Annotated in this window: 10 protein-coding genes and 2 tRNA genes; 1 reads left to right on the top strand and 11 read right to left on the bottom strand. The window is 67.0% G+C overall.

Features of this window, described 5'->3' with window-relative positions:
• Positions 1–38: 38 nt before the first annotated feature.
• Positions 39–590, top strand: coding sequence for a DUF1697 domain-containing protein (locus ABRP34_RS05195; RefSeq protein WP_353712486.1), 552 nt, complete (start codon positions 39–41; stop codon positions 588–590).
• Positions 591–608: 18 nt separating this feature from the next.
• Here ABRP34_RS05195 and ABRP34_RS05200 read toward each other — a convergent pair whose 3' ends face one another.
• From ABRP34_RS05200 to metG, 11 genes are all read right to left on the bottom strand, one after another.
• Positions 609–2,222, bottom strand: a complete 1,614-nt coding sequence (locus tag ABRP34_RS05200) for a GTPase (RefSeq protein WP_353712487.1) — start codon at positions 2,220–2,222, stop codon at positions 609–611.
• Positions 2,219–3,943 carry a dynamin family protein gene (locus ABRP34_RS05205; protein ID WP_353713311.1) on the bottom strand — a complete coding sequence of 575 codons (1,725 nt, stop codon included), beginning with the start codon at positions 3,941–3,943 and terminating at the stop codon, positions 2,219–2,221. Before ABRP34_RS05205 ends, ABRP34_RS05200 begins: the two co-directional genes overlap by 4 nt.
• A 247-nt stretch (positions 3,944–4,190) precedes the next feature.
• Positions 4,191–4,263 (bottom strand) — tRNA-Glu (locus ABRP34_RS05210).
• Between the two features lie 130 nt (positions 4,264–4,393).
• Positions 4,394–4,465, bottom strand: a tRNA-Gln gene (locus tag ABRP34_RS05215).
• Positions 4,466–4,627: 162 nt separating this feature from the next.
• Entirely contained in the window at positions 4,628–5,380 is a 753-nt protein-coding gene (locus ABRP34_RS05220; RefSeq protein ID WP_353712488.1) for an HAD family hydrolase, read from the bottom strand.
• Positions 5,380–6,891 (bottom strand): glutamate--tRNA ligase, encoded by a 1,512-nt coding sequence (gene gltX, locus ABRP34_RS05225; protein WP_353712489.1) that lies wholly within the window; start codon positions 6,889–6,891, stop codon positions 5,380–5,382. Before gltX ends, ABRP34_RS05220 begins: the two co-directional genes overlap by 1 nt.
• Positions 6,892–7,013: 122 nt before the next feature.
• Positions 7,014–7,790 carry a fumarylacetoacetate hydrolase family protein gene (locus tag ABRP34_RS05230; RefSeq protein ID WP_111905966.1) on the bottom strand — a complete coding sequence of 259 codons (777 nt, stop codon included), beginning with the start codon at positions 7,788–7,790 and terminating at the stop codon, positions 7,014–7,016.
• A gap of 18 nt (positions 7,791–7,808) precedes the next feature.
• Positions 7,809–8,606: an MBL fold metallo-hydrolase gene (locus tag ABRP34_RS05235; protein ID WP_353712490.1), complete on the bottom strand. Its 798-nt coding sequence runs from the start codon at positions 8,604–8,606 to the stop codon at positions 7,809–7,811.
• A 146-nt stretch (positions 8,607–8,752) separates the two neighbouring features.
• Positions 8,753–9,865: a branched-chain amino acid aminotransferase gene (locus ABRP34_RS05240; RefSeq protein WP_314191089.1), complete on the bottom strand. Its 1,113-nt coding sequence runs from the start codon at positions 9,863–9,865 to the stop codon at positions 8,753–8,755.
• Between the two features lie 100 nt (positions 9,866–9,965).
• Positions 9,966–11,018 carry a 3-isopropylmalate dehydrogenase gene (locus tag ABRP34_RS05245; protein ID WP_353712491.1) on the bottom strand — a complete coding sequence of 351 codons (1,053 nt, stop codon included), beginning with the start codon at positions 11,016–11,018 and terminating at the stop codon, positions 9,966–9,968.
• 73 nt (positions 11,019–11,091) lie between these two features.
• The gene (gene metG, locus ABRP34_RS05250) at positions 11,092–12,651 is read right to left on the bottom strand and encodes a methionine--tRNA ligase (RefSeq protein WP_353712492.1); all 1,560 of its coding nucleotides are present in this window, start codon (positions 12,649–12,651) and stop codon (positions 11,092–11,094) included.
• Between the last annotated feature and the right edge of the window lie 8 nt (positions 12,652–12,659).

Below are 12,659 nucleotides of genomic sequence, written 5' to 3' on the forward strand. Positions count from 1 at the left end.
AGCGGCAACGCACGATCCGGCCGCTGTAGTGTGGGCGCATGACCAGCTACGCAGTGTTCCTCCGCGGCATCAACGTGGGCGGCATCAACATCAAGATGGCGGACCTTAAGCAGGCCCTGACGGCGGGACCGTTCACCGAAGTGAAGACGCTGCTGGCCAGCGGCAACGTGGTGCTGGCCAGCGATCTCGGCCCTGCCGCCGTCAAGGACGAATTCGAGGCAACGCTGCGGGAGTCGTTCGGCTACGACGCCTGGGTGGTGGTGCTGACCGCGGACCGCGTCTCGGAGCTCGTGGCCGCGTGCCGCTATCCCGCCGACGACAAGAGCACGCACACGTATCTCACCCTGGCCTCGGACACGGCTGCGCTGGATGAGCTGTTCGCCATGGGCAAAGCATTGGGCGGCGCGCAGCAGGAGCGGCTGGGCCCCGAGGCCATGGCCTGGCTGGCCCCCGCCGGCGGTACTCTCGAAAGCCCATTCAGCAAACTGTCCGCCAAGCCGAAGTACAAGGCCTCCACCACCACCCGAAACCTCCGCACTATGATCAAGGTCCGGGACGCCGCCGCAGCCCTGGAGGCCGCAGCCGGCTAACCGGCCGGGCACAAAGGCTTAGCCCGCGGCGGCCCGCAGCGCCGCGTTGAACGCCTCCAGGCGACGGACCTCCGCCTCCACCGGTTCCACCACCAGCCGGCCCGCCACCTCTGCCACGGCAGCGTTGAGCCGCTTCCTGGCCCTCGCACCGCGGCGGCGCGCCACGCCGGCAGAGATGAATTTGGCCGTCACGGCGAGCAGGACGCCAAGCGCAGCTCCGCCGGCAATCAGCAGTGTGGGGACCGGCCAGCCTTCCACCCGGGGCACCTCCGGCACGGGCAGCTGCAGGTAGCCGAGCCCGGCCAGCACACCAAGCCACCCCAGCCCTGCCACCGCCGCGAGCAGCGCCAGCCATTGCACAACGTTGAACGCACCCCACCACCAGGATTTCCGGCCCGCAGCGAGGTCCGTCCCGGCAATGGCCTGGTCAAGGGCATCAGGCAGCCGGTCCCTCCCTGTCCGGGCCGCGGCGCGGATGGATGCCTGCCAGGGCCCGGGGGCACCGTCACTGGCGGCGTCTGCGAACTGGCGGACCGCAGCATCGCTCCGCGCACGCTCCGGGGCTCCCGCCGGCGGCAACGACGTCCGGTTCACCTCGGCGCTGGCGTCGCGTCGCAGGTTGAGCCGGCGGAGCGGATCAGGCCTGAAGCGGACCAGCCACCGCGTCACAGGCCAGCCGGTGCGCCGGGTGGCCTCGATCCGGTAGGACGCGGACACCGCATCTGCCACCAGGGGCACGTTGGCCGCCGTCGCCAGTTCGCTGGCAAGCCGCGCTATGGTCCCGCCCTTCACGCCGGCGGCTTCCCCGCGGCCCGAAACTTCCTCCAGCTGCGCCGCCGCCTTGGTCACGTCCGCGGACAGCCGCAGCGACAGCGCCTCCCGCTGCGCAACCACGCGGCGGATGGCAGACCGGACACCGTCCACTCCCGCTCCTGTCAGCGCGGACGCCGCCAGAACCTGCACCTTCCCCAGCCCGTCGCGGGCCAGGATCCCCCGCAGCGACTCCAGCACTGGCTCCACGTCCCCTGCCGGCAGCCTGTCCACCTGGTTGAGCACCACCAGCGTGACGGCCCCGTGTGACGCCAGCGGAGCCAGGAAGTCGTTATGGACGGCGGCGTCGGCATACTTTTGCGGGTCCAGTACCCAGACCAGGACGTCCACCATCCCTACCAGCCTCTGCACGATCTCGCGGTTCGCGGTACGGGTTGAATCGAAGTCGGGCAAATCCAGCAGGATCAGCCCGGTATCCCCGTCGGCAAACCCGTCCACGGGATCCGCGAGGTGGCGGGCGCGGACGTCCAGCCAGTCCAGCAGCGGCTCACTGCCGTCGGCTCCCCACACACTCGCCAAAGGTTCGGATGTCGTGGGCCGGCGCGCCGCCGCCGTCGCGATTTCGGCGCCGTTCACGGCGTTGAACAGGGTGGACTTTCCGCTTCCGGTCGCCCCGAAGAAGCCCACCACCGTGTGGTCGGCCGAGAGCGCCCGCCGCGACCGGGCACGTTCCAGGACGCCGAGCACGTCCTCGAGGGCGGCGTCGGGAAGCACGCCCTCCGCCAGCTCCCGCGCCCTGCCCAAGGCTTCGAGGCGGCCTTCCAGCCGCGTCTCTTCCCTCGCCCTCCCCCGGCGGTTCACGTGGCGTCCGCCAGCCGCGTGAGTGCGTGTGCATGTTCGGCGAGCCCGGCCGCGGCCTGCCCGGCGTCCGGGGCCAGCCGGTCCAGGAAGCGCTCCTGCTCAGCCGCCAGCAGGCTTCGGCACCTGCTGGCTAAATCGTCACGGGCGGTGCGGGCGAGCCGGCGTACGGCGTCCTCGCCAAAGACTGCTTCGAGCAGCTTTTGGCCCACGACGGCGGTCCCTCCGGCGACGCCGATCTCAAGGCCGGTCAAGCCCGCAGTCATGGAGAAAACCACAATCATCAGTGCGGCGCCCAGGCCGTTGATGCCGAAGGAGAGCCACCGTGCCTGGGTCCGCTTGTCCTGCCCTTCGGTCCTGATCAGTTCCATGAGGCTGGCCTGCCAGTCGCGTATCTCCGCCGCCACTCGGTCCCCAAAGCCGGGGCTCGTTCCCGAGAGGTCGTCGGTGCCCAGGAGCTGCCGGCCTGCCGGATCCGAGCGCCAGCGCTGGTCCGCGTCCTCTGCTGCCTTGGCCGCCTCATCCAGGATGACGGCCTGGAGTCCCGTTTCAATGGCGGTTTCCACTTTCACTGCGGGCGCGGGCTCGCCCCGGACGAAGGCCCCCAGCCGGTCGCGGAACCGCCCCACGTTCTGCTCCAGGCTCCGGAAGAATTCACCTGTTCCCACAAAGTCCTGCCATCGGGCCAGGACCTCGCCACGCAGGAGTGCACCGTCCTTGGTGGCGTCGATGATCCGGGTGCCCGCGTCCTGGTAGGCGGCCCGTACGTCGTCGCCCAGCCGGGTAGCCGCGCGGCCCTGCTCTTTGGCAGCGTCGGCTATGCGTCCCATGCGTTGGCCAAGTTCCCGCACGGCGCCGTGCAGTGTCCGCCTTACGATGTCGGCGCGGGCCGCAGCGTCGTCGGCAAGGCCGCGGAGCCAGGCCTTTAGGGGTTCCACGGTTTCCGCAGGCAGCATCCCGGAGCTGCCCAGGGCAACTTCCGGGATGACGAACAGGCGGGCGGCACCGAGGCCCTCCCTTGCCAGCATGCTGCGCAGATCCTCGCTCACTTCGGCTTCCGCCGCCGGGGGCACGCGGTCGAGGACCACCGCCACCATGATGTCCCTCGACGCGGCGTTCAGCAGAAGCTTCCAGGGAACGGCGTCAGCGTAGCGGTTGGCGGTTGTCACAAAAATCCAAAGGTCCGCTGCCGCCAGCAGCTGCCCGGCGAGCCTGCGGTTCTCATCGGAGATGGAGTCCACGTCCGGAGCGTCAAGCAGTGCGATGCCCTCGGGCACGGCCGGCTCGCCCACGAGGACCAGTGACGAGACGGGCGTGGTGTCCGTCGACGTTCCGGGTGGACCGCCGGGCGCAGGCGTGACCCCGGCCGGGACGACGGTTCCGCGGATCCGGCTCAGTCCGGGCAGAACCCGCTGGTCATCGAACCAGGCAGCTTCCGAAGGGTGGTGCAGGAGGATGGGCTGGCGCGTGGTGGGCCGGATGGCGCCGGCGCGTGTAACTGCATGGCCGACGAGCGCATTCACGAGCGTCGATTTGCCGGCACCCGTTGAGCCGCCGACGACGGCCAGCAGCGGAGCGTCAAGGCTGCGGTAACGGGGCAGGATGTAGTCGTCGAGCTGGGCCACGGAGTTCCGGATCTCCAGCCGCGCCTGCTCGGCCGTCGGCAGGGCCAGCGGCAACGAGACGGCTGCCAAGTCGCGGCGGACCTCCTCCAGGAGCCGCAGGCCGGCTGGCTGCGCTTCCGTTTCCTGGCCGCTGGCTGGCGGGATTCGGTTGGTCACAGCCTCATCATGCCAGTCCGGGCCGGATTTCGGCGCGAACGCACGCACTCCCTCGCCGCTATGTACCCAGCGCGGCCCGAGATTTTCGGGGAATGCCTGAATTTTGGCTGCTCAGCCCGAATTTTTGTCAGGCGAAGTTTTCAGGGAAAACAAAACCGGCCCCGGGCTGTTGCCCGGAGCCGGTTGCTTGTGACCCCAGCGGGATTCGAACCCGCGTTACCGCCGTGAGAGGGCGGCGTACTAGGCCGCTATACGATGGGGCCTTGTACTTTTCGATCAGCGTTTCCGCCGATCAAGCCAAGTTAGTTTTACACACATTTGGCTTTGTTCCAAATCGATGATTTTCGATTTGCAACACCCGAATATCTGCGGAAAATCCGAAGAAGTTCAGAGCTGGGATACCAGGACTCGAACCTAGAATGACGGTACCAGAAACCGTAGTGTTGCCAATTACACCATATCCCATTGGCGCTTTCGGGCCGGTCGAAAGTCTCTGTCTTTCGCTCCGTGCCCCTCAGCACAAGTAATTACTCTACCCGAGACTTTTGCGCCGCACAAATCGGCGGGCCGTTACCTGCGCCACACTTCAAGAAGGCCGTAGCGGGCGCAGGCACCGGACCCGGCCGGCTAGCTGGAACCGGCCGGGAGCGCCAGCAGTTCCAGTAGGGAGGCGATCTCCTGCCCCTGGAAACCAGGAGCCTGCTCCCCGGTGCGGTTCAGCCAGATGCCCAGCAGTCCTGCCGCCGTCGAGCCCTCAGCGTCCAGGAGCCGGTTGTCCCCGATGTAGAGCGTGGAGGCAGGCGTGCTGCCGATCAGCCGGACTCCTTCGAGGTAAATCGCGGGGTCCGGCTTGGGGACACCGACCGTGTCGGTGCCCACGAGGAACCGGACGCGTTCCAGGCCGGCGCTGTCCAGCTTCACCCGCTGGTAGTCGTGCACGTTGTTACTCACGGCCCCGTAGGGGATTCCGGCCTGGTCCAGGGCGTCAAGGAACGGCAGGACGTCCGCAAAGGCCGTGACGTAGCTGGGCTGCAGCCGCGAGTAGGTGCTGAGCCAGTTGTGCGATTCCTCCCCCTCGCCCATTTCGACGCCGAAATGGCCCAGGGCTGCGCGGCCCCGGAGCAGTCGCTGCTCGTTGAAGGTCAGCTCGCCGGCGAGGTAGCGGTCGTAGTAGTGGGTTGTCTCGTGCGTGAAGATCCGCCCAACCTTCTCCCACCCGGCCTCGTCGAGGCCGGGCAGGAGGTGTTCGCTGGCGTCCCGCAGCGCCGTGGTCATGGCGTAGGCAAGGTCCACGAGGGTGTCGTCTATGTCGAACAGGACACCGCTGACCGTCCCGAGGCCACGGGACAGGACGGCGGTTTCCGCTGCGGGGTGTGACATCAGCCGCGGAAAGCGCGGAGGCGCGCCAGGGACGATTCCTTGCCCAGGATGACCATGGACTCGAACAGCGGCGGGGAGATCCGGCGGCCGGAGATCGCGGTGCGCACCGGGCCGAACGCGAGGCGGGGCTTGATCCCCAGGTCCTCCACGAGCGCCTGCTTCAGCGCCGACTGGATGTTTTCGGCGCTCCAGTCGTCGATCGGCCCGAGCGCGGCCAGCGCCGCGTCGAGGACCTCGGTGACATTCTCCGGCAGGCCCTTCCGGGCGTCGGCGGCCACGTCGATTGCGTCGTCGGACTTGAACAGGAACGCCAGCATCTCCGGGGCTTCGCCGAGGAGGGTGATCCGCTCCTGGACCAGCGGAGCGGACTCCGTCAGGATTTCCTCCTCGCGTTCGGTGAGGATCTCCCCCACCAAGCCCTCGTGCCGGAGGTACGGGACCAGCCGTTCGCGGAAGACGGCAGGGTCCAGCAGCCGGACGTGTGTTCCGTTGATCGCTTCGGCCTTCTTGAGGTCGAAGCGGGCCGGGTTGGCCAGGACATCGTGGATGTCGAAGTTCTTTACCAGCTGTTCCACCGTGAAGATGTCCTCGTCGGCACTCAGGGACCAGCCAAGCAGGGAAAGGTAGTTGAGCAGCCCTTCGGGGATGAAGCCGCGCTCCCGGTGCACGAACAGGCTCGATTCCGGGTCGCGCTTGGAAAGCTTCTTGTTGCCCTGGCCCATGACGTAGGGCAGGTGCCCGAACTCCGGCATGTATTCCGCCACGCCCACCGCGTAGAGCGCGCGGTAGAGGGCGATCTGCCGCGGTGTGGAGCTGAGCAAATCCTCGCCGCGGAGTACGTGGGTGATGCCCATGAGGGCGTCGTCCACCGGGTTGACCAGGGTGTAGAGAGGAGCCCCGTTGGCCCGCACCACAGCGAAGTCCGGGACGGAACCCGCCTTGAACGTGATCTCGCCACGGACGAGGTCAGTGAAGGTGATGTCCTCGTCCGGCATCCGCAACCGCAGCACGGCTTCCCGGCCATCGGCCTTGAACGCAGCTACCTGTTCCTCGCTGAGGTCGCGGTCAAAGCCGTCGTAGCCCAGCTTCGGGTCCCGTCCGGCGGCACGGTGGCGCGCTTCGATCTCATCCGGAGTCGAGTAGGACTCGTAGATGTGGCCGCCTTCCCTGAGCTTCGCGATGACGTCCTGGTACAGCTCGCTGCGCTGCGACTGGCGGTACGGTGCGTGTGGGCCGCCCACCTCCACACCCTCGTCCCAGTCGATGCCGAGCCACTTCAGGGCATCCAGCAGCTGGTGGTAGCTTTCCTCGCTGTCGCGTGCCGAGTCCGTGTCCTCGATGCGGAAGATCATCTTGCCGCCGGTGTGGCGGGCGTAGGCCCAGTTGAACAGTGCCGTACGGATCAGCCCGACGTGCGGGGTGCCCGTGGGTGACGGGCAGAAGCGGACGCGGACGGGCGTATCGGCGGTGACGGCAGGAATGGCAGCAGGCGCGGCGGAGGGGGTAGTCATAGTGATACCAACTTTACCAACCGGCCACGCCTGCCCCCGCCCGTTTGGCGGGCTCGCACCCGCTTGGCGGTCCCCCGCCCGCTTAGCGGCCCCGTGCCCCGGCTGGGCTGCCGCGTCAGCGGCTAGCGGCGGACTACGGGGTTCGACAGACGGCCGATGCCCTCGATCTCCACTTCGTACCGGTCGCCGGCCTGGACGAGGCCGACGCCGGCCGGCGTGCCGGTCATGATGACGTCGCCGGGCAGCAGCGTGAAAGCGCTGGAGACGATGGACACCAGCTCGCGGACGCCGCGGATCATCTGGGTGGTGCTGCCGTCCTGGCGGAGTTCGCCATTGAGCCGGCCCTTGATGGACAGATCCTCGGGGTCGAGTTCGGTCTCGATCCAGGGACCAAGCGGCGCGGACGTATCGAAGCCCTTGGCGCGCGCCCACTGCAGGTCTGTCTTTTGGACGTCCCGTGCGGTGAGGTCGTTGCCGCAGGTGTATCCGAAGATCACGTCGTCGGCACGTTCTTCCGGCACGTCCTTGCAGATGCGGCCGATGACGACGCACAGCTCCGCCTCGAAGGAGACCTCCTCGGAGAACTCCGGCAGGACCACGGGATCGTTCGGACCCACTACGGAGGTGTTGGGCTTCAGGAACAGCAGCGGCTGCTGGGGCACCTCATTGCCGAGCTCGTGGGCGTGCTCCACAAAGTTGCGCCCGACGCCGATCACCTTGCTGCGGGGAATGATGGGCGCCAGCAGGCGGACGTCCTCGAGCTTGTGCCGCACGGAGGTGCGTTCCACGCCATTGAAGAACGGATCGCCGTTGATGACAGTGATTTCCTCACTGCCGGGCTGGCCTTCAACAACGCCGTAAAGGGGATCAGAATCGACTACAAACCGGGCAATACGCATGGTCCCAAGCCTACAGTCTCAGTCCCGCTCCCTCAGGAGGCGCAGGTATTCCAGCTGCGCCGCCACGGAATTCTCGGCAGCGCGCCGGACGGAAGGGTCGACGTCGGCATAAACAACGCTGGTGACCTCGCCTACGGCGGCATCCGGACCGAGGCCGGCGAGGGCCGTCCGGATCTGGGCCAGCCGGTCCAGCCGGTGGTCCCGGTAGGCGCGGGCCACTGCGTCCAGCGCCGGCAGGACGGGGCCGTGGGCCGGCAGGACGGTGGCCGGTCCCAGCCGCTCCAGCCGGTCGAGGGAGGAGAGGTAGTCGGCCAGCGTGCCGTCCGGGTGGTCAAGCACGGTTGTGCCCCGGCCCAGGATGGTGTCACCGGTCAGCACGGAGCCGGCGGGTCCGTCGAGGGGCAGATGGAAGCAGACGGAGTCGGAGGTGTGCCCGGGGGTGGAAACCACGCGGATCTCGGTGCCGCCGGCGGCGATGGTCTCCCCCGCCTGCAGCATGGCTCCGCCATGGCAATGCTCGGGAGCGACGGCCCGGACGGGGGCGCCCGCGATGTCGGCGAGGCGGGCCGAGCCGGCAGTGTGGTCCGCGTGCCGGTGCGTGACCAGGATCAGCTCCACGGGTCCGGCAGCCGCCAGCGCCTGAAGGTGCGCCTCATGCAACGGACCCGGGTCAACCACCACCACCGCCCCGTGGCCCGGCTCCCCGATGATGTAGGAGTTGGTCCCTTCCAGGCTCATCGGCCCGGGGTTGGGCGCGAGGCGGAAACGCGTCAGCGGGCTGCTGTGGGTAAGGGCGCTGGTGATGTGCTGGTTCACGGGTTTCATTCTGTCATCCGGGGACACCTGACATACAGGGACAGAACGACTAGGGACAGAACGACGGCGGAAGGCCGGTGAGCTGCCGAAACAGCCCAGCCGGCCACCCGCCGTCGTTCGCCTTTTAGTTATATGGCCGAAGCGGCTCAGGCGAGCCGGGTAAGCCAGCCGTGGGTGTCCTCCACGGTGCCGGTCTGGATGCCGAGCAGCCGTGTGCGGATGGCCATGGTGGTCTCGCCGGCTTTTGCGTCCTCCGAGCCAATGAATTCCGTAGCGTCCTTCAGGACACCGATGGGAGTGATCACGGCAGCGGTGCCGCAGGCAAACACCTCGGCGATGTCGCCGGAGGCAACTCCGTCGCGCCATTCGTCAAGGGTAATCTTCCGTTCGGTCACCTCACGGCCCATGTCCTTGGCCACCTGGATGATCGATGAGCGGGTCACGCCCTCGAGGATGGTGCCGCTCAGCGCGGGCGTAACCAGGGAGCCGTCCTTCATGACGAAGAAGACGTTCATTCCACCCAGTTCCTCAACGGCGTTGTCGTTGAACTGGTCCAGGAACAGCACCTGCTTGCAGCCGTTGGCTTCGGCCTCCTGCTGCGCGATGAGTGAGGCAGCGTAGTTCCCGCCGCACTTCGCAGCACCCGTTCCGCCCCGGCCTGCGCGGGCGTATTCGCGGGAAATCCAGATCGAAATCGGCTTGAGCTCCCCGCCGAAGTAGTTTCCGGCCGGCGAGGCAATGACGCGGAACGAGACCTCACGGGCTGCCCGCACGCCCAGGAACGCCTCGGTGGCGATCATGAACGGGCGCAGGTACAGGGCCTCGCCGTCGCCGGCGGGAACCCATTCCTTGTCCGCCGCCACGAGTTCGCGGATGGCGCCGAGGAAGTACTCGGCCGGAATCTCCGGAAGCGCGAGGCGGCGGGCGGACTTGTTCATCCGGGCGGCATTTGCCTCCGGCCGGAAGCTCCAGATGGAACCGTCAGCGTGACGGTAGGCCTTCAGTCCCTCGAAGATTTCCTGCCCGTAGTGCAGCACAGCGGCAGACGGGTCCAGCATGATGGGCCCGTAGGCCTCAATCCGCGCATCATGCCATCCGCCCTGGCCGCTGGCGTCGACCGTGTAGTCAACAATCGCAGTGTGGTCGGTGAAGTGGTCGCCAAAGCCTGGGTTCGCCAGGATGGCTGCACGCTCTTCAGCAGACTTCGGGGTGGCCGAAGGCTGCTGGGTGAATTCGACGCCATGGGCAGTCTGAGTCATGGTTCCTCCACGGTCGGCTGCCTGGCATCTGAACGTGGTTCAGCATCGGACCACGGCAGCGATTGGTAATTCAGGTCAAGCTTACGCCTGCTGGCGGAGGCTAAACGGCCGCCGCAATGGCGTCACCGATGGCGCCGGTGCTGCGCACTTCGCCGTTGCGGCTTTCGACGTCGGACACTACCGCGGACTCGATCCGCCGGGCCGCATCGGAGTAGCCCAGGTGGTCCAGCAGGAGGGCCGCAGACAGGATGGCAGCGGTGGGGTCCGCCTTCTGCTGGCCGGCGATGTCGGGGGCGGAACCGTGGACGGGTTCGAACATGGACGGCGCGGTGCGGTCCATGTTGATGTTGCCCGAGGCCGCCAGGCCGATTCCGCCGGTAACGGCGGCGGCAAGGTCGGTGATGATGTCGCCGAAGAGGTTGTCGGTGACGATGACGTCGAAACGGGCGGGATCGGTGACCATGAAGATGGTCGCGGCATCAATGTGCAGGTAGTCATGGGTGACCTCGGGGAATTCCTTGGCCACCGCCTCCACAGTGCGCTTCCACAGGTGGCCGGCGAAAACCAGCACGTTGTGCTTGTGGACCAGGGTCAGCTTCTTGCGCGGACGCTCGTTGGCCCGGCGGAACGCATCCCGGACAACGCGCTCCACGCCGTGGGCCGTGTTCAGGGAAACCTCGGTGGCCACCTCGTGCGGCGTGCCGCCGCGCAGGGTGCCGCCGTTGCCCACGTAGGGACCCTCGGTGCCTTCACGGACGACGATGAAATCGATGTTGCCCGGTTCCGCCAGCGGGCTGCCTACCGTGCCGTACAGCCGGGAGGGGCGCAGGTTGACGTAGTGGTCAAGGCTGAAGCGCAGTTTGAGGAGCAGTTCGCGTTCGATCAGTCCGGACGGGATGCGGGTGTCCCCCGGCGCCGCACCGATGGCGCCGAAGAGGATGGCGTCGCGCGTCTTCAGGTCCTCGAGGACAGCATCCGGAAGGGTCTCACCGGTCTCAAGCCAGTGCTGGGCACCGAGCTCATAGTGGGTCTGGTCAAGGGTGACGCCTTCGGCGGCCACGACCTTTTCGAGAACCTTCAGTGCTTCGGCGATGACCTCCGGGCCAATGCCGTCGCCCGGAATGACAGCAAGATTGATGGTAGATGCGCTCATATTTTCAGGGTAGCCAAGGCATCCACATTCTGGTCAAGCCGTCTCATTATTCGGGCAACGGATCCGACGCCTCCTAGGCGTCCGCGGGTTCCTCGTACTTCGGGAATACCGGTGCGGGGGCAGGCAGTTCGGTGCCCGCGGCGATCGGCGTCGCGATGGCAGAGAACTCCCGGGCCGCACCTTCCGGCTGGCCGAGGTACCCGAGCAGGGCAGCGGTGGCCGTGGGCATGACCGGCTGGGCGAGGATCGACACGATGCGCAGCACCTCGAGGGTCACGTACAGCACCGTCTGCATGCGTTCGACGTCGGTCTTCCGCAGCACCCAGGGCGCCTGGTCGGCGAAGTATGCGTTGGTATCCCCCAGCACAGTCCAGATCGCCTCGAGGGCGCGGCTGAACTCCTGCTTTTCGAAGGCCGCGCGTGCCTGCTCCAGGAGCGCGTTGGCCTGGCCCAGGATGGCAGTGTCCGCGTCCGTGAATGCGCCCGGCACAGGTACCCGGCCCTCGCAGTTCTTGGCCACCATGGACAGTGAGCGCTGGGCGAGGTTTCCGAAGTTGTTCGCCAGGTCGGAGTTCATCCGTCCCACGATGGCCTCATGGTTGTAGCTGCCGTCGGCGCCGAACGGAACCTCGCGCAGGAAGAAGAAGCGGACCTGGTCCAGGCCGTACTGGGCCACGAAGTCCGCCGGGGCAACGACGTTGCCAAGGGACTTGGACATCTTGACGCCGTTGTTGTGCAGGAACCCGTGGATCATGACCCGCTTCGGCAGGTCAAGGCCTGCGCTCATGAGGAAGGCCGGCCAGTAGATGGCGTGGAAGCGGGAGATGTCCTTGCCGATGATGTGGACGTCGGCGGGCCAGTACCTCTTGAACGACTCCGATTCGACGTCCGGGTAGCCGGCACCCGTCAGGTAGTTGGTCAGCGCGTCGACCCACACGTACATGACGTGCTTTTCGTCGCCGGGGACGGGTACGCCCCAGTCGAACGTGGTGCGGCTGATGGACAGGTCCTCGAGGCCTCGCTTGACGAAGCTGATGACCTCGTTGAAGCGGGACTGCGGCGCCCCGAATTCCGGCTGTGCCTCGTACAGGGCCAGCAGCTTCTCCTGGTAGGCGGACAGCCGGAAGAAGTAGCTTTCCTCGGCGGTCCAGGTCACCGGGGTGTCGGTCTCCTTGGTGTACCGGGCGCCGTCCTCCTTGACCACGGTGTCATCCTCACCGTAGTAGGCCTCGTCCCGCACGGAGTACCAGCCCTCGTACTTGGACAGGTAGATGTCCCCGTTGGCTTCCATCTTCTTCCAAATGGCCTGCGAGGCGGTGTAGTGGTCCGCGTCCGTGGTGCGGATGAACCGGTCATAGCTGATCCCAAGGGCAGCATGGGCAGCCTTGTAGATTTCCGCGTTCCGGTCCACCAGTTCCTTGGGCGAGATGCCTTCCTTCTCCGCGGTCTGCGCAATCTTCAGCCCGTGCTCGTCGGTGCCGGTCAGGAACTTCACGTCGTAGCCGTCGAGCCGCTTGAACCGGGCCATCGCATCGGTGGCGATGTACTCGTAGGCGTGGCCGATGTGCGGCACGCCGTTCGGGTAGGTGATGGCCGTAGTGATGTAGAAGGGGCTCTTGTCTGAGGAAGTCACGGGCGGAA

The sequence above is a fragment of the Arthrobacter sp. K5 genome, assembly GCF_040448525.1.
Lineage (GTDB): Bacteria > Actinomycetota > Actinomycetes > Actinomycetales > Micrococcaceae > Arthrobacter > Arthrobacter globiformis.

Bases quoted from the DNA above. Each gene is read 5' to 3' on its own strand.
- gltX (WP_353712489.1), bottom strand. From the start codon at position 6,891: ATGACTACCCCCTCCGCCGCGCCTGCTGCCATTCCTGCCGTCACCGCC.
- ABRP34_RS05195 (WP_353712486.1), top strand. From the start codon at position 39: ATGACCAGCTACGCAGTGTTCCTCCGCGGCATCAACGTGGGCGGCATC.
- ABRP34_RS05240 (WP_314191089.1), bottom strand. From the start codon at position 9,865: ATGACTCAGACTGCCCATGGCGTCGAATTCACCCAGCAGCCTTCGGCC.
- ABRP34_RS05230 (WP_111905966.1), bottom strand. From the start codon at position 7,790: ATGCGTATTGCCCGGTTTGTAGTCGATTCTGATCCCCTTTACGGCGTT.
- ABRP34_RS05220 (WP_353712488.1), bottom strand. From the start codon at position 5,380: ATGTCACACCCCGCAGCGGAAACCGCCGTCCTGTCCCGTGGCCTCGGG.
- ABRP34_RS05245 (WP_353712491.1), bottom strand. From the start codon at position 11,018: ATGAGCGCATCTACCATCAATCTTGCTGTCATTCCGGGCGACGGCATT.